This window comes from Qiania dongpingensis (assembly GCF_014337195.1).
Taxonomy (GTDB): Bacteria; Bacillota; Clostridia; order Lachnospirales; family Lachnospiraceae; genus Lientehia; species Lientehia dongpingensis.
On sequence record NZ_CP060634.1, the window covers coordinates 1,051,698 to 1,072,745 of the forward strand.

Below are 21,048 nucleotides of genomic sequence, written 5' to 3' on the forward strand. Positions count from 1 at the left end.
CCGTTAACTGGGCGGATTGCGCTGCGCCTCCTCACTCAGGGCTCACGCCCTTCGTTCTGCCTCGCTTTTCTATTCGCGGATTGCGCTGCGCCTCCTCACTCAGGGCTCACGCCCTTCGTTCTGCCTCGCTTTTCTATTCGCGGATTGCGCTGCGCCTCCTCACTCAGGGCTCACGCCCTTCGTTCTGCCTCGCTTTTCTATTCGCGGATTGCGCTGCGCCTCCTCACTCAGGGCTCACGCCCTTCGTTCTGTTGCGCTCTCACATGGATTCCGCAAGGCTTACGCTCATGCAAGCATGGCGTATTCCTTGTGGAATCCACGCTCAATCCGCTTATCAGTATATCATAAATACGGAGCCATTTCTACATTGATGAAATATCCCTTGTCGTGCTTGCACACGGGGCAGATCTCCGGTACTTTTGTTCCGCTGTAAATGTAACCGCAGTTGAGGCACATATAGCTGGCTTCTTCTTTGGATTCGAACATCTCGTTCTTTTTCAGAAGCTCTTCGAACTTTCCGAACCGGTCACCATGAATCTTCTCAATTTTTGCAATCTGGCGGAAGCTGGCCGCCACTTCCTGAAATCCTTCCTTTTCCGCCACGTCGGCAAAAGCGGGGTACACATTTTCATATTCCTCGTATTCATCATGTCTGGCCGCATTCAAAAGACTCTCCGCATCGTCGTAGACCTCAATCGGGTACGTTCCGTCAATTTCCAGATTCTCTCCTGTGAGTTCCTTCAAATGATTATAAAAGATCTCTGCATGCTCTTTTTCCTGATCGGCCGTAAACCGGAAAACCTGTTCTACAACCTGCAGTTTCTGCTTTTTTGCCTTTCCCGCTGCGATGGTATAGCGGTTTCTCGCCTGGCTCTCACCCGCAAAAGCCCGGAGCAGATTCCGTTTCGTTTCACTGTCTTTTAAATTCATGTTTGCCATTGCAAAACCTCCTGGAAATAATGTTTTCTCCGCCTGCGGCGGATGGAATATTCGCTTCATTTCCAGTATGCACCAAGATTTCGCTGTATATACCTTTGAATCTCTTTCAAACAAGTTTACGGCAGCCCCGATATTACTCTGCCATTTTTTCCAGGGCGTCTCCCGCCAGCCGGTACGTCGTCCATTCATCCATGGACACCGCTCCCAGGGAACGGTAAAAATAAATGCTGGGGCTGTTCCAGTCCAGGCAGGACCATTCCATCCTTCCGCAGCCCCGCTCCACCGCGATCTGTGCCAGCTTTCTAAAAATCGCCTTTCCATATCCTTTTCCCCGGTATTCCGGCAGAATGAACAGATCCTCCAGATAAAGTCCCGCTTTCCCGACGAAGGTAGAGAAGTTATGGAAAAACAGGGCGAATCCCACTTCTTTTCCATCCGCCACGGCGAAAAACACTTCCGCCTTTTTCTTCCGGAAAATCCATTCCTCAAGCGTCTCTTCGGTAGCCGCTACCTCCTCCAGCATCTTCTCATATATCGCCAGCTCCTTGATAAAATATAAGATCAGCGGCGTATCCTTCTCCTCCGCAAAACGAAACTCCAGTCTGTTTTTCACTTTTTTTGTTCCTCTCTTTCTGTACTGTTTCTGTCATCTTCCTCTTGTAGGCTCTGTTTCAGCCGTCCGCGTCCAGCTGCCGTTTTAAATAAGTTCCCACCACGTTGGAGAAATTGGCGATATCCCGGATGTAGGCGAAATCCTTTCCAAATATCTTTTTCTCCGCGCTCAGGTCAATTTCTTTTCCCGCAAATACTCCGAGGACAGATATCCCCATGTTCCTGGCATGCCGCACTTCCCTGGCCGTATCGGTGACCGCGTATTCTCCGCCGTAGGTGTGAGGGTTCTTGCTGTTCGGCCTGTTCACGATTATGTCGTTGGGCCTTCCGTCACTCAGTACGATCAGAATCTTATTTTCCTCCTGCCGCTTTAAAAGCCCGTCCGCGGCCGCCCGGATGGCCAGTCCATCCCGATTGTTGGACGAAGTCGTATATTCCATGATATTCTTATCCGCAGATTTATCGTCGTCATAGTCCCGAAACCGGTGCAGCACCGTATAATCCCAAAAGGTACAGAAGCTCATGACCCGGTGAGGAATCTCCACGCTGCTCAGCGCCCTGCTGATGATATACCCCTGCAGGGCTACCTTAGGCTGCCTTACTCTCTGAGAACCGCTGGCGTCAATCAGCACATCCACGACAAAATCCGTCGAATTCCGGCTGATCGTCCTGGTGAACAGCCTCTTGTCTTCTGTCCTTCCCACCTTCCAGAGCAGGTTCGGCGTCACATGCCCGTGATCATCTCTGACATATTCCATTTCACTCCGCCGCATAAGCGCCTGCTTCAGGACTCCCGTCAGGATCGTTATATTCTTCCTGGCCAGATTATGGTTCTGATAATATACTCTTTTGTTCTGCTCCGCCTGCCGCAGAGCATATTGGTACTGGTAATTATTTTTTACCGGGCTTCTCAGGATCCCCTCCGTAAAATACAGGCTGCAGTCTCCATGCGCCCCCCGGCACAGCTGATAATCCAGCCGCTTTCCCTCCAGGCGGCTCAAATAGGACCTTCCGAAGTTAAGCTCCACATACGAATACACCTTCTGCAGATCCTCTTCTTTTACCCGGACTATATGGGTGTTCCCTTCTCTTTTTTCCTTCTTCTCCTGCTCGTCCTCCTGGGCCGTCCTCGTCATGGCCTGGGAAACCCGCCTCATATAATCGTCAAAGCTCTCCTCGGAAGCGTTCTCCTTCAGAAAGTCCCTCCAGCCAAACTCTGCAAGCTCCTCCAGAGTCACCGCCAGCACCTCGTCCAGACCGCCTTGTTTTTCCTCAAAGCTTCTGTCAAGAAGACGATTATACAGGTCATCTACCACCCGTATGATGTCCATGGTCTCAGAGGATTCCTCAAGACTTAGCACATCTGTCAGCGCCTGCTCAAGCTTCCTGGTCGCCCGGTACCCCGGCGCCAGAGCCTTTTTCATATACGCCATCCTCAGCATACCGGTCATGGATTCCGCCAGCCTTCTGTCGTCATATTCCAGAATATCGGAAAACGCCTGCCGGCGGATTTCCTGCACTCCGCTTCGCTCTTCCTCAACTTTTTTGTGGACTGCCGCGTCTACGCAAGTTTGGGCCAGCCTCATCAGATTTTTCTGCTCCGCCCCTAAAAACGTCTTTTTCAACACATAAAGGGCCAGGGCGTCCTTGTCAAAATATCTGGCAAAGGCCCCCTGTTTGACCGCATCATATAAAGAAATATATCTGGATTTCTGAAAAGAGTCCACATCCAAAGAAACATCCAGATCATAATCGCCGCTGACGGTCCACATCAGGTTCCGGATACGGTTTTCCACTTCCATCTGATGCTCATTTTCCCAATATTCCTTCATTTCCCGTACCTCTTCCTGTTTTCTGCCGCTCCTGACCGCGTCTAGGACTCAAATACGTCTGCCGCCGTCCAGCTGTCGGGAATCCTTGTCATGACCACATCGCCGATGATCTCTTTTTCAAAAATATCAAAGGTCTTATTGGTGATCCCCATTTTTACGGCCAAGGCTGGACGCAGACCGCTCCTCATGGTTTTCATGGATGCCAGAAGCCCTCTCAGATCCAACGGCCGGGTCGTGATCTCCCCGTTAAATGCCTTTAGCTGCAGGTCCAAAAAGAGGCCGCAGAACTGTTCCAGCGCCTTGTCTTTTCCGTCGGGAAACGTCACCTTCAGTATTTTCATCAAAGTAGCTTCATCCACCGGCGGCATATCAATGACCTGGAATCTGGAGACGAGGGCTTCATTGAGCTCTTTCGTCCCCGCATATCCATAATTCATCGTGCCGATGAATCTCGCAGCCGGGTGAAGCGATATCTTTTCATACCCTGGAACATCAATGATCCTCCGGTAATCCAGCGTGGCATGCAGCACCGAGACCGCGTCGTTCTTTGCCATATTGATCTCATCCAGCACCCCGAACCCGCCGTATTCGGCGCACTGATAAACAGGCCCTCTCCTCAGAGTCACTTCATTGTCCTTAAAGGTATCCGTACCGATCAGGGAACTGCTGTCCGTATTCACATGAAACGAAATATTATAGGTGGGGCGTCCAAACAGATACGCCAGATTTTCTGCCAGTACATTTTTCCCGGTAGCCTTAGATCCGGAAAGAAGCAGATTCTCCCCCTGCAAAAGCGCGGCGATCGCCTGTTCCAGGATGTCCTTTCCATAGAAGGGAATCATCGGTATCACCAGCCTCTGCTTTTCACTCTCTGCCACATCATATAGTTTCCGGAAAGCCTCCAGATCGGCTATCAGCCCTTCATCTACCTTCTGCTCTCTTAAAAATGCAGTCTCTTCTGCCATTGCCGCGCACCTCTTCCTTTTGCCGCCCTCGTTGTCCGGCTAAATTATTCATTTCCTTCTGCGATCAGCCTGTTGATCTGCGCACCCATATATCCTGCGCCAAAGCCATTGTCAATATTCACCACCGCCATCCCTTCTGCACAGGAATTGAGCATACTGAGTAACGGGGCCACTCCTTCGAAGCTGGCGCCATATCCAATGGAGGTCGGCACGGCGATCACCGGCTTATCCACCAGTCCCGTGATGACGCCTCCCAGCGCGCCCTCCATTCCGGCAACCGCGACAATGCAGTTTGCTTTCCGTATCTCCTCTATTTTAGAAAAAAGCCTGTGTATCCCCGCTACTCCCACATCAAATACCCGGAGGACCTCACTTCCGTGAAATTCTGCTGTCTGTGCCGCCTCCTCCGCCACGGGTATATCGGCAGTTCCGCCAGTGCATACGGCTACAAGCCCCTTCTTTTCCATGGGGAACGGTTCATATTTCAATACTCCGGAAATTTCATCATATACCACCTCGGGAACCACAAGCCGCACCGCGTCATACTGTTCCTTTGAGGCTCTCGTCCCCATGACATTCACCTGCCTGTCACGGAAGGTCTCGTAGATATGGACCAGATGAGGGAGCTTTTTCCCCCTGCAGAAGATCACTTCCCCGAAGCCTCTTCGTTTGTTTCTGTGAAAATCAATCTTCGCGCAGCCGATGTCTTCGTACTCCTGGCCGCCCAGCATGATCTCCGCTTCCTCCAAAGGAAGCTCCCCGCTTTTCACCTGTTCCAGCACTTCTCTTATTTCCATATTCTCACTCCTGTCCAGCTCATACGGGCCGCCATTCACAGTAAATCCATGCTTCCGGAACGGAATCCTTCGGCGTCCAGCGTAATATAAGTGAAGCCCAAGTCCTTTAAACGGGCGACAATATCCTCTCTCAATGTGACAAAAGAAGACATTTGGTTCAGGTCTATCTCTATCCTTGCGATCTTCCCATGGACCCGAATCCTGACACTTCGGAATCCAAGCTCCGCCAGATAATTTTCTCCCGCGGCTATGCGCTCCAGAAGCTCTGTCTCCAGCCTGGTCCCGTAGGGAAGCCTAGTGGCCAGACAGGAGTTCGACGGCCTTTCCGCCACTGAAACTCCATACTCAGCGGCCAAGCGCCGCACTTCTTCTTTGCTGAAGCCAGCTTCCTTAAGAGGACTCAGGATTCCCAGCTCAGAGAGTGCGCGCAGCCCTGGCCTGTATGCCGTTCCATCATCTTTGTTGGTTCCGTCCATCACAACGCTGCATTGGTGTTCTGCCGCAAACTCCTTCAGTCTGGCAAATAGAAATTTTTTGCATTGGTAGCACCTGTCCACCGGATTATCGAGGATCGCCGGATTATCCAGCTCATTGACAGGAATCACGGCAAAATCCGCTCCACATTCAAGAGCCACCTTTTCTGCCGCCTCCTCGTCCCGCTTCGAATGGAGAAAGGTATCGAACAGCACGCCAAAAACCACTCCGCCAGTCTTCTTTTGTTCCCGGCAGGCCGCCGTAAGAAGCAGGCTGCTGTCGACCCCCCCGGAAAATGCGATACATGCACCTTTCTTTACCGCATCCTGTATCATGTTGGTCAGCACTTGCTTTTTTTGTTCGTATTCATCCATTTTCTCTTGTTCCCTTCCTTTCCTCCGGCTTGGCTCCCTCTGCATTTTCAGGGCCTTCCCGGTCACAGGCAGCCGGCTGCTCTCCGGATCTCTTCATATGCTTCCTGAAAGGAAATGCCAGAAACGTCTGCATACCGGGCTGCGTCTTCGTACTCCGGATAGTAAAACGTCATTTCCCCTCTCGATACTTGTTTTACCCTTGCCCGGCCATACGGTGTCTCCACTGTCAAAAGCTTTCGGGACAGCACCGTTCTTTCCAGCCGGTATCTGCGGATCCCTATGGTGGTAGTATGCAGGAAGATCAGCTCCTCCAGCGGCTCTCTGTCTTTTTCATCACATACGACCTTCATCAGATACGCCGGCCTGTTTTTCTTCATAAAGACAGGAACATAGCATACATCCCTGGCCCCGGCGCGGAAAAGCTTCTCCATCACATATCCCAAAGCTTCTCCTGTTACATCATCTATATTAGTCTCCAGCATCCACATGGCTTCCGGCTGCTCTTTCTCTTCAATCAGATACGCCCGGAGGATATTCGCTTTTGCAAAATCCTTCTTTCCTGCGCCCATGCCTGTCTTCACGATCCGATAGGAGGAGGGAAGCTCCTCTCTGGTACGGATGCCCGACGCAATGGCCGCGCCTGTCGGCGTCACCATCTCCCCCCGCGTATCCGTAGGTCTAAGGAATAATCCGTACCGCTCAGCAATGGCTGTCACCGCCGGCACCGGCACCGGAAGAATCCCGTGCTGACAATGAACATGCCCGTTTCCTTCACTGACCTCGGAAACCACCGCTTCTGTGATATCCAGGTCATCCAGGCAGATTGCCGCCGCCGCGATATCCACAATAGAATCCACCGCTCCTACTTCATGGAAATGTACTTCCTCCACCGGCTTTCCATGCACCTTTCCTTCCGCTTCCGCCACAATCTGAAAGATTCGGAGCGCCGTCTTCTTCGCTCTTTCCGTCATATCGGATCCGTTTATGATCCCGGCGATTTCCTCCAGATTCCGGTGAACATGGGCATGGGCACCGTGGCCGTCATGGCTGTGCTCTTCCCCATGGCTATGGCTGTCATGTTCCCCGTGGATATGTTCTCCTTCATGGCCATGTTCTCCATGAATGTGTTCCACATAATCATGGCTGTGACCGTCTTCTTTTCCAGAAAGTATCACATCGAAGCTGCAGGCATCAATGCCGCATTTGATCCGGCGCCCAATCCTTACCTCATATCCGTCCACTTTGAGGCTGGCAAGCCCCTGCTCCAGCTTTTCCCTGCTGGCCCCCAGATCCAGAAGAGCCGCCACCGCCATATCTCCGCTGATTCCGGAATAACATTCTAAATATAGCATCCTCTCATACCTCGATCAATTCATAGTCTTTGCTGCCAAGTCCTATCTTTACCCCATGGTCGATTCCCACCTTCCAGTTGGTGTTGGGGCTGACTTTCCCAAAGTGGTCCCTATCCTCATGCCCATGGCTTTCACCGAGGATGCTGTCCGCAATGACAGGCTGTGCGTTTACCGCATCCGCGCAGGCCACATCCAGGGCCACTGGATCAAAGGAGGCGAACATCCCTACGTTTGGCACGATGGCCCTGTCGTTTTCACCGTGGCAGTCGCAGTAAGGCGAAACGTCCACCACCAAACTAATATGAAACTGGGGTCTTCCCTGTACGACCGCCAGACTGTATTCCGCGATTTTCTGATTCACGATCTCATTGGTGGCATCCTTCGCCGCACAGACTGCATCCTTCGGACAAACGCCGATACAGCGGCCGCAGCCTACGCATTTTTCATGATTAATGGATGCTTTTCCTTCCTGGAACTCAGGCGCGCCGTGGGCACAGATCTTTTCACACTGATGGCATCCAATGCAGCGCTCCTGATCCACATATGGCTTCCCCGTGCTGTGCATGTCCATTTTTCCGGCGCGGGAGCCGCAGCCCATCCCCAGATTTTTCAGGGTTCCTCCAAAACCGGTCATTTCATGCCCCTTAAAGTGAGTCAGAGAGATGATGATATCCGCGTCCATGATTGCTCTTCCAATCTTGGCCTTCTTCACCCAGTCCCCATTTACCGGCACCTCCACATCATCTGCCCCTTTCAGTCCGTCCCCGATGAGAATATGGCATCCTGTGGAAAATGGGGAGAATCCGTTTATGTAAGCCGTTTCAATATGATCCAGCGCGTTCTTCCTCCCGCCTATGTAAAGCGTGTTGCAGTCGGTCAGAAACGGACGGCCTCCCAGCTCCTTTACCATATCTACGACGGTCCTGGCATAATTGGGGCGCAGATAAGAAAGGTTTCCTCTTTCTCCGAAATGTATCTTTATCGCCACATATTTGTCCTGAAAATCTATGGTCTCAATCCCTGCCTTTTGCAGAAGCCTTTGAAGCTTCATCTGCAGGTTTTCCCCCACCTTCGCCCTCATATTTGTAAAATACACCTTGGATTTCTCCATGCAATCTCCTCCTTCTCCCATAATCTCCATGAGCAAGGTCAATATGTAACCGGACGCGCCTCCGCACTGCACCTCTTCTCCTCAAGAAGAGGTATCACCTCCGACAGGCTGCCGCACCTGGCATACAATAGTCTCTCTATTTCCGGCTTCGGCTCCAGAAGATCCGGGATCATGACCACGGGCATGCCGGCCCGGACAGCCGAAAGCACCCCGTTCGGGGCATCCTCCAGAGCCAGGCAGCAGGACGGCGGTTCCATCAGCATGCCGGCCGCTTTCTGATAGATATCCGGCGCCGGTTTCGTCTTTTCAATCATATTTCCACAGACTATGGCGTCAAAATATCCCCGAATCCCCGCGCGTTCCAGATTTCCCACCGCATAATCATAGCTGGAAGAAGTGGCCATACCGATTTTATAACCGTTTTCCTTCAGATACGTCAGCAGCTCATAAAGGCCCGGCTTAACGCCGATTCCTTCCTCCTCTGCCTTCTCCCAGAAAAACCGCTTGGTATACTGGCGGAATGTGTCAAAGGGAAACGCTTCCCCGTAATGCTCCAGAAAATAAGCCCTCCTGCTGGCCACCCCCATCCCCAGGGTATGGTAGATGTTCTGCCCCAGATCTTCTTCCTCATAGCCCAGGGCCCGGCCGCTCAGAGTCCAGGATAGCTGCACCAGACGTTCTGAGTCGAACATCAGACCGTCCATATCAAAAATAACTGCCTCCGTCATGTGAGATTCGCCCCCGTCATCCAATCCTTCGCCTCTTCTATCTGGCTGCTGATCTCCTGCTGCCTTTCCGCAAACAGAAGTCCCTTATTGTATTTGTAATACCGGTCGCAGCCGTTTTCCTGAATATACCAGGCGCTGTAATATCCCGCCGTGAGCTCGGTCACGAAAACCACCAGTTCCTGACCCTGACCAAAGGCTGCCTCCAGGAAATCGAACGCATAGTCAAGCTTTTCCGCTGTTTTATCAAACAGCTCCTGCCGCCCCTGGGTCTCCTTTGCAAATACCTCTCTGACAAGCGAAAATCCCGAATCTGTCTCCGCGTCCTCTGCTGTGTTCCTCACATACTTCTTCATATATTCCAGCTTCTCCTGGACTTTAAAAGCTGTGATCTCCGACAGTTTGTCAAGCTGCCCCGCATCCCGGTCCCTCTGAAACGCTTTCTCCGCCTGCTGCCGTTCCTCTTCCAGACACCGCACAGTATCCAGGAGCTCACTGTCCGCCTCCGCCGGCTTTCCCCTATCTGCTTCTATTTTCTCAAGCCTGCCTCTGACCGATTTCAGATGACCGAACAACTCCGTCACCACACAGTCCTGCAGGTATGCTTTTCGGAATTCCTCTCCCAGCCTGTCCAGAAGAAGTCCCATAACGCTGAGCCTTTCATCAAATTCCGCAAAATGAAGCTTGGAAATGGCCGACGGCTGTACACGCCCGGCGAGCACCTCGTCTATCTGATAATCCCTGTGATACTTATGATAGAGCTCCAGATAATTGGCAAAATCCTTGGCGATCTTCGGATGCTGGATATACTGTCCGATCACCTGGGCATCCACCGGCTGACCCAGCTTCTCATATACGGAAAGAAACTGTGACAGGTCCTCCCATCCTCTCGCCGTAGCAAAGATCACGCCGTCCACTGTCGTTTCTATCCGATAAAAATGATCCTTGCGGATGTCCAGGTAGGATAGAATAGCCCCGTGAAGCTTTTCCCTGTAGGCATATTCTTTCCATACTCCATAATCTGCTTCCACATCCAGCCGTTTCACCCGGTCCAGCGTTACCACGTCAAAATCCCTGACCGATTTATTGTACTCCGGAGGATTCCCGGCCGCCACGATGATCCATCCCTCCGGCACTCTCTGGTTTCCAAAGGTCTTGCACTGTAAAAACTGGAGCATCATAGGCGCCATCGTCTCTGAAACACAGTTGATCTCGTCGATGAACAAAATCCCCTCCTTAAGGCCTGTCCTTTCCATTTTATCGTATATGGCCGCAATGATCTCACTCATGGTATATTCCGTCACAGAACAGACCTTTCCGCCGTATTCTTTTTCTTTTATGAATGGAAGTCCCACCGCGCTCTGCCTTGTATGATGGGTGATCGTATATGCTACCAGGCCCACATGACATTCTCTGGCCGTCTGTTCCATGATCTGAGTCTTCCCGACGCCGGGAGGACCCATCAAAAGAACAGGCCGCTGTCTGATGGACGGAATCACATATTCTCCGAACTCATCCTTTAAAAGATACGCTTTGATGGTGTTCTTGATCTCTTCCTTTGCCCGCTTGATATTCACATTTCTGCCTCTTTTTTTCTGCTCTTAAATGCGTATTTTTATCCTTTACAGTTTCATTTTATACAAATCTGATATGTTTGTCCAGCCGTTTCCCTTCCGGCTTAAGATCCTCAGGCTCCAGGATCAGCTTGATGGCCCAGGGAGGTACGGCGGCGTCACTGTAGTCCTCTTCCATAAACAGGAATGCCACGTCATAGTCCGGCCTCTTCTTCGGGAATATCCCATGGCCGTCCGTAAAATACAGAAGGCCCTTCAGACTGCCAAACCCGCCTTTTTCCTTCTGTTCTTCCACATAGGAAAACACAGGGCGGAAATCCGTGCCTCCTCCTCCCCGGATCTCAAACTCTTCCATATAATCCTTAAGCTCTTCCCCGCAGGTGATCCGCACATCCGAGCGAACCGCTTCATCGCACTGTATGATATGGACGTTTACCTTTTTAAAAAAGCTGGACGTCTCAGACAGAATCCCATAGGTCTCAGAAAGGAAGCTTTTTATCAGCCCGCCGGAACAGGACATGGAAGTATCGACCGCGATTATAAAGTCCTGAATCTTTTTCACCTCTTTAAATTCCTGAGGTTCGATCAGCGGCATATTGCCGTAAAGTCTCAGACCATAGCTGTAAAATCCATAATCAAAGGAATCCGTGTCCACCTGCATCTCCTCGCGCAGCACGGCAAACTTTTTTAAAAATGCCCGGTAATCACAGCGTTTTCGGTTTTTAGCCCGAATCTGCTCCAAAAGATTCCCGGACTCCTCCGACTGGTCTCTTCCGATCGTCTCCATCCTGGTCTCTGTCCGCTCTGCGATATCCTGCCACTTCTGCTCCAGCTGCTCTTCCAACTCCGGCGGCTCCCCGTTTTCCCCCTGTGGCCAGAAGCTGTGATCATCCACCCAGAATGCCTGCTCCAAGCGCTCCAGCTGCTTCTCTGTAAGCCTCTGCTCCATTAACACCTGGTAAATTCCTTCCGCCGTTAATACCTTAAGCCGCCTTCCAAGCATTTCGTAGGTCTCTTTCCGCACCGGACCTACGGCCCTCCGGACGCTGCGTTTGAAAAGTCCGTCAATGATGGATTCCATGGCAATATCACAGGACAGATTCCAATAATCCTCCCTCCGTTTCCCTCTCCTGGTCAGATGACGGAATAAGCAGTGAAATACCATGTGCAGATACAAGCGGTTTACATAACGCCTGTCGCTCTGAAAAAGCTCCGCCAGGGCGTATGGTTCAAAATGAACGGAATAGCCGTCGGTCCCGGCTCTCTTTGCTTCCGTATCCAAAAGAAAGGACAGACTGCAAAGAGCCAGATCCAGAAATCGCATGTTCAGATACAGCTCATTTCTGGCCGTTCCCAGAATCTCTTTTCCAATGCGGTCCCATTTCTCCGTAAGCTCCTTCGACATCGTTTTACCTCCAGACAATTCCAGACATTACAGGATTCATTCCTAGTTTAAAACAGTGTACTGGTCACACCAGTACACCGCTTTGCAGGGCGTCATTTTACTTTCAGCCGGTTCAGTATTTCCTTTTCCTCCGGAGAGACTCTCCTCGACTCTCTGATCTTCTGGATCGCTTTATTGTGAGTCCAGGGCTCCAGCTCCTGCCGTTCCAGAATCACCCGGGTCTTTTCCGGAAACCGCACATAACAGACGGAGACCGCCCAGGCCGCCGCCATTTTTACATAATAGCCCTCATGGCTGATCCGGCAATATATTTCCAGAACCTTATCAATATAGGGTTCTGTGATAAAATACTGCATTAATGTCACGACGGCGAATCTGACCTCATATTCTTTCTGGCTTTCCAGATATTTGCAGACATAGGCAAAGCTCTCCTCCGGATATTTCGTCATGAATTTAAGAGTGCTGTTCCCGCAGTCACATACCGCCCAGCTGTTGATCCGCGGAACATAGGCATCCAGATGCAAAAAGCGCTCCTCCAGAGGCATTTTGGCGTATCCGATCACCATTCCCTGCACCATCAGCTCTTCCTGGTATAAGCTTTCCGGCTGCGCCTCCTCGATCTCCGTCAAAAAACGGCTGTAATCTTCTCTGGCGATGGCCCTGGCCGCGCTCCGCACATCCGGCACCCGGACCCCGATGGTCTTCCCCGTGCCCGGAACCAGCCTGTCATTGAATTCTTTATATCCGCCGTCCGCTTTATCAAGCAGCGTTTCTCTCAGCTCTTTTAGCATCTTCCTCCTCTTTCTGTCCGCAGTATGATTCTGGCGTCTGCATCTATTATGCCTTATTTCCTCTTCGCTTTCAAGTCAGACCGTCAAAAGGCGGTCATAATTCAAATACCTTCTTCGCCCCATCAGCCGTTTCTTTTCTGTGCTTAAAATCCATTAAAAATCCCAGGCATTCCGTCCTCCCCATCTGCCCTGCCATTTCCATCATCGCGTCTATGGCGGCCTTACGTTTTCCCGTCAGCCTGTGAGACTCTGTCTTATTTACCGGACTTCCGCCGAACCCGCCTTCTCCGAGGGAAGCCATGTAAAAGTCTCCAGCGCCGTCTGCAGGCGGCTCGTCCTCTGTCTCATAAGCCGGAAAAGAAACCTCTTGTGTTTCCCCGGCGTCCATTCCAATGCCTCCCGCCTCCGCTACCAAACGGATGGAATCCAGATCATCCTGTTTTAAAAGATATTCTCCTGCTTCCCGGACATGGGAGCTGAAATACGAGAGATATCCAGTCTTCGCCTCTGCCGACAGCCCTTTCGGACAGCGGAGACGGCTCAGAGCCAGCTCCGCCAGCACCTGTGCCGGTTCCTGGCTCACCGCTAGGTGAAACAGCCCGTCGTATGCACGATAATCAATTTCTCCCTCCTGAAAACACTGGCGGTAGCGGTAGCCGGTTCCATGAACATGCGTTTCAAGAATCCTGGCGGGAATATTCTCCACAGAAACCTCATAATATTCCGGAAATATCAGACAGCTTTCTCCGTCCCGTTCCTGTATCGTCACGGCCAGGGCATACCGAAGCTCCGAAAGCATTTGACAGAGGCTCCTTGACTTCTCTCTTTTCCTGATAAATCTAAGCTCTCTCACCATGCTGCAGCCCATAAACGCGCCGCTTCCAATCCGTTCCAGGGAGTCCGTAAATGATATGGTCTCCAGATTCCCGCACCCATAGAAAGCGTAATCTCCAATCACCTTTACTGTATCCGGCAGAGAAACAGCCAACAGCCTGTCTCCTTTCACCGCTCTCTTTGCCTCTGTTTCCTCTTCCTTCGCATCCGTCTTCTCAAAGACACCCTCGTCCTTTTCCCGGAAGCGGGCCGTTTTCTCCGTTAGAAACCTCCGCGGCGTCTCTGAGGCGGAAAAAGCATATGGGCCAATCTCTGTCACCGGACATCCCCCGATCTCCTCCGGGACCTTCAGCGTATCCTTTTCCCCAAAAGCTCCGCATATGCGGATTCCGCCTGCCGCCCTGGCATAGATCCATTCCATAATAAGCGTTCCTTTCCTATCCTATAAGATACTTTTTGGAATCATACCTTTAAATACCTTTCAAATAAACTTTCTTAATCTGGTTTATAAGGCAAGAGGAAATCCGATTCCATCCAGGCGGCTCGCTGGCAGCCGTAACCAGGATCTTTGCGGCCTCCAGTCGGTCCTTTCCAACTGACATGGATAAATCGATATTTTTCCATGTCAGATTCCAATAAAAACCTGCATGAAATTCGGTTTTTACCTCCCTGCGGCCGGGAAGATCCTGCTAACGCCTTTGCGGCGCTCGCCTTACGATGAAATCGGATTCTTCCTCTCGCTCTTTCTTCCGCACCGAAATAAGCGCTCATTTATTTTGAAAGTCATCAGGGCGGTCTACCGCAGCCCGCTGCCATAAGGCGCGCGGGCCGTGTGGATATCCAATCCTTTTCTGGAATCAATAAAACAGAAATCATCCAGTATGGTGCGGCAGGCAGAGCACCGGCAGAAAGATTCTGGGCCGGCCTAAAGGTGAGCGCTGCAGGGCAGCGGCCGGTGTTCCCCAGGCGGAGGGAGGCAGAAACGGAAAATCCAATTCCGTTTCTGAGCGAACCGGAGATGGGAAATCATAAAGATTTCCCACCGACATGTGAGCGGTACTCCCGGAGTGGGGATAAAACGGTCCCTGCATCGCCAGCGAACCGAAATCGTGACGGTCCGGAACTTCTGCCGGTGTCTTGGTAAAGGCCTTTCAGGAATGATTCCAAAAAGTATTTGGTTGTATGACTATAGAATCCCCAAATGCTCCAGCAGTATCTTTGTCCCCATCAGTATCAGGATGATCCCGCCTGCGAGTTCTGCCCTGGATTTATACTTGCTCCCAAATACATTTCCCACCAGCACACCCACCACCGACAGACAAAAGGTGGTGATCCCGATCAGGGATACCGACATCAGGATGTTTACTTTCAGAAAGGCAAAGGTCACGCCCACAGCCAGAGCGTCAATGCTGGTGGCAACTGCCAGTAAAAGCATGGTCCGAACCCCAAAGGAACAGTCCATTTCTTCTTCCTTGGAAAAGGATTCCTTGATCATATTGGCTCCGATGGCTCCCAGAAGGATAAAAGCGATCCAATGGTCGATATGGACGATTTCATTTTGAAATCCGGTTCCGAGAAAATACCCTATGAGCGGCATAAACATCTGAAAACCTCCAAAATAGACGCCGGCCAGCAGTGCATTCTTCCAGCACATTTTCTGCATTGTAAGCCCCTTACAGACAGATACCGCAAACGCGTCCATGGACAGTCCCACCGCGATCAAAAACAATTCCCAAACAGCCATATGTATTGTTCTCCTTCCTGTTCGCCCGCAGCCATACTATCTTAAATATACGTACGACTGACAGGATAAAGAATCCCGGGACGCCAAAGAATCCCGCAAATAAGCCTTCCTCTGCGCATCGTATGCATCCTGCCGGTGGATTTTTCATTTCATAGGATCCACTTTCCTATGAAATAAAAAAGACCTATCTGTACACATGTACAGATAAGTCTCATCATTTAAAACAAAGCCAGACAGCCCGCGTCCCAGGCTCATCAGTATGTTGACTTCATTACACCAAAGGTGCCAATTACTCCCTTATCTCCGTGTATTATAACCGGAGGTTTCTCATTTGTCAATCAAATGCAGGCGGGCCTTTTCCATGGTTTTTCCATATTTTCATTTACTTTCAAATGTTCCTGTGATACTTTAATTGTGGGGATGGCTTTACTTCACAAAATCTTAATTTCACTACATAATTATGGAGGTATTTCTTATGAGTCAGACAGAAAAAAATTATCAGGCCGCGAGGGAGCTTTACGCTTCCATCGGTGTAGACACCGACAAGGCTCTGGAAACCCTGAAAAAAACACCTATTTCCGTACACTGCTGGCAGATTGACGACCTGCAGGGTTTTGAAAATCCCGACGCCGTCCTGACCGGCGGTATCGCTGCCACCGGGAACGCTCCCGGCAAGCCGGAGAGCCGGGAAGAATATATGGCAAATCTGAACCAGGCGCTGGATCTGATCCCTGGCGCCACTAAACTGGCGCTCCACGCCATCTACCTGGACAAGCACGGAAAAGACATCGACCGGGATGAGATCGGCCCTGAGGAATTCTCCGAGTGGGTGGATTTTGCCAAGAGCCGGAACATCGGTCTGGATTTTAATCCCACTTACTTTTCCCATCCCATGTCCGACAGCGGCTATACTCTGACCAGCCGCGATGAGTCTGTCAGAGAGTTCTGGATCAACCATGGAAAATGCTGCAGGCGCATCGGTGAATATTTTGGAAAAGAGCTGGGTCAGGTCTGCATCACCAATCACTGGATTGGCGACGGCAACAAAGATTACACCATTGACAAGCTGACTCCCCGCCTGATCTTAAAGGACTCCCTGGATCAGATATTTGCCGAACCCATCGATCCTCGATACAATATCGACTCCGTAGAGAGCAAGGTATTCGGGCTTGGCAGCGAAAGCTACGTACCAGGCTCCCATGAATTTTATACCAACTACGCCCTGACCAAAAAGAACTGCATCGTCTGCATGGACGCCGGACATTTCCACCCTACGGAAAGCATTGCCGCGAAGTTTTCTTCCTACCTGGCCTTCGGTCAGGAACTCATGCTGCATGTGAGCCGTCCGGTCCGCTGGGACAGCGACCACGTAGTCATGCTGGATGATGAGACAAAAGCCATCATGGAAGAAATCGTCCGCTACGACGCCCTGGACAGGATCCATATCGGTACGGATTATTTTGACGCCAGCATCAATCGGATCGCCGCCACAGCCATCGGCGCGAGAAACGCAAGAAAGGCCCTGCTTCTGGCCCTGCTCCAGCCGACGGAGGAACTGATCCAGATAGAAAGAGAAGGAAATCTGACCAAACGGCTGGCCTACTATGAGGAACTCAAAGCTATGCCCTTCGGTCTCGTCTGGGAAATGTTCTGTGAAATGGAGAACGTACCGGGAAGGACCTGGATTTCAGAGCTGAAATAATAAATAAAACAGAATCCGGACGCCGCGGCCTTTCATGCCGCGGCGTATCTGACTTTCCGGCATTTTAATCTTGAAGTCTTTCTGCTTTCGTCCTACAATATAATGAATGACGGGAGTTCTGATCTATTACTCAGAAAAGACACCTTAGAAGGGAACGATTATCATGTTAAAACGACTTTTTTCCTATATGAGGCCTTATAAAGCATACGCTGTCCTGGCTGTCATCTGTATCACTCTGGAAGGCACGTTTGAGCTGATCATCCCTCTGATTATGGCGGATATCATTGATGTCGGCGTGGCCACCGGAAACAAGGCTATCATTTTCCAGAAGGGAATTCTCATGATCTTCTGCGCGCTCCTCTCCCTGTTTCTCGGAATCGGCAGCGCCAAATTTTCCGCCACCTGCGGCCAGGGGCTGGGAGCAGAGCTGCGGAAAGCGGAGTATAAAAAGCTGCAGAGCTTCTCCTTTTCCAACATCGACCATTTCCGGACGTCTTCCCTGGTGACAAGGCTTACCAGCGACGTCACCACCATCCAAAACTCCGTGTCAACCGGCATGAGGCCCGGCTGCAGAGCGCCCATCATGATGCTCATCTCTTTGATCATGGCGTTCTTAATGAACTGGAAGCTGGCGCTGGTGTTCTGTGTGGCGTCTCCCATTCTTGGAACTCTCCTTTTTTTTATCATCAAGAATGTACGACCCCTCTATTCCAAAATGCAGGGCTCCATCGACCTGGTGAACCGGATCGTCCAGGAAAATCTGACTGCCGTGCGCGTAGTCAAATCCTACGTCCGCGGAGAATATGAGATTGGAAAATTCAACGAAGGGAATATGGCCCTCCGCACCACCTCGGAAAAAGCTTTCGGCCTGGCCGCCCTCAACATGCCGGCCATGCAGCTGGTCATGTACGCAACGATCCTCAGCATCCTCTGGATAGGCGGCAACCTGATCTTCGTCGGCGACATGCAGGTCGGACAGCTGACCGGCTTTTTGAGCTATGTACTCCAGGTACTTAATTCTCTGATGATGATATCCAACGTATTCATGATGATGACTCGTTCTCTCGCCTCCTGCCGCCGTATCGTGGAGGTATTGGATGAGGAGATCGACATCACAGAAGAAAATGCCAGGGAAATCCAGATAACGGACGGCTCCGTCTCCTTTGAGCACGTTTCCTTCAAATACCGCCCCGAGGCCAAGGAATATGTCCTGTCCGACGTAACGTGTTCCATAAAAGCCGGCCAGACTATCGGAATCCTTGGCGGCACCGGTTCCGCCAAAAGTACGCTCGTCCAGCTGATACCCAGACTGTACGATGTCACCTCCGGAACTCTTTCCATCGACGGACATCCCGTTTGTGAATATCCGCTTTCTCACCTGAGAGATGCCGTAGCCATGGTCCTTCAGAAAAACACCTTGTTTTCCGGGACCATCGTGGATAACCTGCGCTGGGGGAAGGGAGACGCCACAGAAGAAGAGATCCGCCAGGCCTGCCGGATAGCGTGTGCCGACGAATTCATAAACCAGCTTCCCAAGGGTTACGATACAGAGCTCGGCCAGGGGGGCGTCAACATATCCGGCGGACAAAAACAGCGCCTCTGTATTGCCAGGGCTCTTTTAAAGCATCCAAAGATCCTGATTCTGGATGACTCCACCAGCGCCGTGGACACCGCTACGGAAGCAAAGATCCGGGAAGGCCTTTCCGGGTATTTGAAGGGTACCACCAAGATCATCATCGCCCAGAGGATCACTTCAGTGATGCACGCCGACCAGATCTTTATCCTGGAGCACGGCGAAATTCAGGCTGCCGGCACTCATGAAACACTTCTGGCTTCCAATAAAACCTATCAGGAACTTTATTATTCCCAGCAGGAAGGAGTTGGTCTCTAATGGCGCGATACGTCGGATATAAAAAACCCAAGGACACAAAAAAGACCATACGCCGCCTGTTCCATTATCTGGGCGGCCACAAAGCCCTTCTGGCCCTTGTCGTCTTCCTGACCGCCGTCGGCAGCCTGGCCAATATCATGGGGACTTATCTCCTGAAGCCGGTCATCAACAACTATATCCTGCCCGGCGATGTATCCGGCCTTCTCCGGATGCTTCTCCTTATGGCAGTCATGTATCTCACCGGCGTCCTTGCCACCTGGGGCTATAATCAGCTGATGGTCCGGATGTCTCAAAAAGTGGTGAGTGAGATCCGCCGCGACTTATTTGTACACACTCAATCCCTTCCGCTGTCCTATTTCGACGCCCACACCCATGGAGAGCTGATGAGCCGTTTTACCAATGACGTGGATACCATCACCGAGGCTTTAAACGGAAGCTTCACCATGCTGATACAAAGCGCCATCGTAGTCACAGGCACCGTCACCATGCTGCTGGTCCTCAACTGGCGTCTGTCCATGATCGTCCTGGTGTTCATGGCCCTCATGTTTCTGTTCATTCAATACAACGGCAGGCGGAGCAAGAAATATTTTGCCGAACAGCAAAAATGGCTGGGAAGCATCGGCGGTTTCGCGGAAGAGATGGTCACCGGCCAGAAAGTGGAAAAAGTGTTCAACCATGAAGAAAAGGATTTTGAAGAATTCTGCCGTCGGAATGAGGCTCTGAGAAAATCCTCCACAAAAGCCCTGACCTATTCCGGCATGATGATACCGGTCATTGTAAGCCTTTCTTATTTCAATTACGCGGTCTCTGCCTGTGTCGGCGGACTTTTCGCCCTGTCCGGCCTGATCGACCTGGGAAGCCTGGCTTCCTATCTGGTATATGTAAGGCAGAGCGCCATGCCCATGAACCAGTTTACCCAGCAGGTGAATTTCCTTCTGGCCGCCCTTTCAGGCGCAGAACGGATTTTTGAAATGATGGATGTGACGCCGGAAACAGACGAAGGCACGGTCACTCTCTGCCGCGCGGAAGAGGCGGAGGACGGCACGCTCCGGGAATGCTCCGGCCGCAAAGGACGCTATGTCTGGAAGCAGCCGCTTCCCGAAGGCGGTCATACCCTGATCCCTCTCCGGGGAGACGTGCGCTTCCATGATGTCTCCTTTGGATATATTCCGGAAAAGACCATCCTGTCCCATATTGACCTCTACGCAAAGCCCGGACAGAAAATTGCCTTCGTCGGTTCCACCGGAGCGGGCAAGACCACCATCATTAACCTTATAAACCGGTTTTATGAAATCGACCGGGGATCCATCACCTATGACGGCCTGGATATCCGGGACATAAAAAAAGATGACCTGCGCCGTTCTCTGTCCCTCGTCATCCAGGATACCCATCTTTTCACCGGGACCATCGCGGACAATATCCGCTACGGACGCCTGTCTGCCACCGATGATGAAGTCCGGGAGGCCGCCGTCCTTGCGGGCGCCGACTCCTTTATCCGCCGTCTGCCCAATGGCTATGACACCCTGCTCCACAGCGACGGGGGAAATCTCTCACAGGGCCAGCGTCAGCTCCTAGCCATCGCCAGGGCAGCCGTATCCCAGCCGCCTGTCCTCATTCTGGATGAAGCGACCAGTTCCATCGATACCGGTACAGAGCGGCTCATTGAACGCGGGATGGATTTCCTGATGGAGGGAAGGACCGTATTTGTCATCGCCCACCGACTTTCCACAGTACGCAACTCCAAGGCCATTTTGGTCCTCGAACACGGAGAAATCATCGAACGGGGCAGCCACGAAGAGCTGCTGGAGCAGAAAGGCCGGTATTACAAGCTCTATACCGGACAGTTTGAACTGGAGTGAGATTGAAAGATTTGCTTTTTTATGATATGGTTTAACTGTTTAAAAATGAAACATGAGGTGACCATTA

General features: G+C 51.5%; 18 protein-coding genes. 4 read left to right on the top strand and 14 right to left on the bottom strand.

Annotation, left to right across the window (positions count from 1 at the left end; translation table 11 throughout):
* Positions 1-342: 342 nt before the first annotated feature.
* From rbr to H9Q78_RS04970, 13 genes are all read right to left on the bottom strand, one after another.
* A complete protein-coding gene (rbr, locus tag H9Q78_RS04910) occupies positions 343-939 on the bottom strand; it encodes a rubrerythrin (RefSeq protein WP_249303940.1) in 597 nt (198 codons plus the stop codon).
* Positions 940-1,072: 133 nt separating this feature from the next.
* Positions 1,073-1,540 (bottom strand): GNAT family N-acetyltransferase, encoded by a 468-nt coding sequence (locus H9Q78_RS04915; protein WP_408635198.1) that lies wholly within the window; start codon positions 1,538-1,540, stop codon positions 1,073-1,075.
* Between the two features lie 70 nt (positions 1,541-1,610).
* Positions 1,611-3,383: a cobaltochelatase CobT-related protein gene (locus tag H9Q78_RS04920; RefSeq protein ID WP_249303944.1), complete on the bottom strand. Its 1,773-nt coding sequence runs from the start codon at positions 3,381-3,383 to the stop codon at positions 1,611-1,613.
* A 41-nt stretch (positions 3,384-3,424) separates the two neighbouring features.
* On the bottom strand, positions 3,425-4,348 hold the full coding sequence (locus H9Q78_RS04925; protein ID WP_249303946.1) for an AAA family ATPase: 924 nt from the start codon (positions 4,346-4,348) through the stop codon (positions 3,425-3,427).
* 44 nt (positions 4,349-4,392) lie between these two features.
* Complete coding sequence (gene larB, locus H9Q78_RS04930; RefSeq protein ID WP_249303948.1) at positions 4,393-5,145, bottom strand: nickel pincer cofactor biosynthesis protein LarB; 753 nt, start codon at positions 5,143-5,145, stop codon at positions 4,393-4,395.
* A 35-nt stretch (positions 5,146-5,180) separates the two neighbouring features.
* A complete protein-coding gene (gene larE, locus H9Q78_RS04935) occupies positions 5,181-6,038 on the bottom strand; it encodes an ATP-dependent sacrificial sulfur transferase LarE (RefSeq protein WP_249303951.1) in 858 nt (285 codons plus the stop codon).
* A 17-nt stretch (positions 6,039-6,055) separates the two neighbouring features.
* Positions 6,056-7,345 (bottom strand): nickel pincer cofactor biosynthesis protein LarC, encoded by a 1,290-nt coding sequence (larC, locus tag H9Q78_RS04940; protein WP_283245062.1) that lies wholly within the window; start codon positions 7,343-7,345, stop codon positions 6,056-6,058.
* Positions 7,346-7,349: 4 nt separating this feature from the next.
* A complete protein-coding gene (locus tag H9Q78_RS04945; protein WP_249303952.1) occupies positions 7,350-8,456 on the bottom strand; it encodes a DUF362 domain-containing protein in 1,107 nt (368 codons plus the stop codon).
* 38 nt (positions 8,457-8,494) lie between these two features.
* Positions 8,495-9,208: an HAD family hydrolase gene (locus tag H9Q78_RS04950; protein WP_249303953.1), complete on the bottom strand. Its 714-nt coding sequence runs from the start codon at positions 9,206-9,208 to the stop codon at positions 8,495-8,497.
* Positions 9,181-10,758 (bottom strand): AAA family ATPase, encoded by a 1,578-nt coding sequence (locus H9Q78_RS04955; protein ID WP_249303954.1) that lies wholly within the window; start codon positions 10,756-10,758, stop codon positions 9,181-9,183. The genes H9Q78_RS04950 and H9Q78_RS04955 overlap by 28 nt, the downstream gene beginning before the upstream one ends.
* Positions 10,759-10,816: 58 nt before the next feature.
* Positions 10,817-12,160 carry a vWA domain-containing protein gene (locus H9Q78_RS04960; protein ID WP_249303955.1) on the bottom strand — a complete coding sequence of 448 codons (1,344 nt, stop codon included), beginning with the start codon at positions 12,158-12,160 and terminating at the stop codon, positions 10,817-10,819.
* Positions 12,161-12,252: 92 nt separating this feature from the next.
* On the bottom strand, positions 12,253-12,951 hold the full coding sequence (locus H9Q78_RS04965) for a DNA alkylation repair protein (RefSeq protein WP_249303956.1): 699 nt from the start codon (positions 12,949-12,951) through the stop codon (positions 12,253-12,255).
* Between the two features lie 94 nt (positions 12,952-13,045).
* The gene (locus H9Q78_RS04970; RefSeq protein WP_249303957.1) at positions 13,046-14,206 is read right to left on the bottom strand and encodes a leucine-rich repeat domain-containing protein; all 1,161 of its coding nucleotides are present in this window, start codon (positions 14,204-14,206) and stop codon (positions 13,046-13,048) included.
* A gap of 411 nt (positions 14,207-14,617) precedes the next feature.
* On the opposite strand from H9Q78_RS04970, the gene H9Q78_RS04975 reads away from it, so the two are divergent.
* A complete protein-coding gene (locus H9Q78_RS04975) occupies positions 14,618-14,929 on the top strand; it encodes a hypothetical protein (RefSeq protein WP_249303958.1) in 312 nt (103 codons plus the stop codon).
* 42 nt (positions 14,930-14,971) lie between these two features.
* On the opposite strand, the gene H9Q78_RS04980 is transcribed toward H9Q78_RS04975, so the two are convergent.
* Positions 14,972-15,529 (bottom strand): manganese efflux pump MntP, encoded by a 558-nt coding sequence (locus tag H9Q78_RS04980; RefSeq protein WP_249303960.1) that lies wholly within the window; start codon positions 15,527-15,529, stop codon positions 14,972-14,974.
* 475 nt (positions 15,530-16,004) lie between these two features.
* Here H9Q78_RS04980 and H9Q78_RS04985 point away from each other — a divergent pair, with 475 nt between their 5' ends.
* From H9Q78_RS04985 to H9Q78_RS04995, 3 genes are all read left to right on the top strand, one after another.
* A complete protein-coding gene (locus H9Q78_RS04985) occupies positions 16,005-17,231 on the top strand; it encodes an L-rhamnose isomerase (protein ID WP_249303961.1) in 1,227 nt (408 codons plus the stop codon).
* 163 nt (positions 17,232-17,394) lie between these two features.
* Positions 17,395-19,122, top strand: a complete 1,728-nt coding sequence (locus H9Q78_RS04990) for an ABC transporter ATP-binding protein (protein WP_249303963.1) — start codon at positions 17,395-17,397, stop codon at positions 19,120-19,122.
* A complete protein-coding gene (locus H9Q78_RS04995; protein ID WP_249303964.1) occupies positions 19,122-20,981 on the top strand; it encodes an ABC transporter ATP-binding protein in 1,860 nt (619 codons plus the stop codon). The genes H9Q78_RS04990 and H9Q78_RS04995 overlap by 1 nt, the downstream gene beginning before the upstream one ends.
* Positions 20,982-21,048 lie beyond the last annotated feature (67 nt).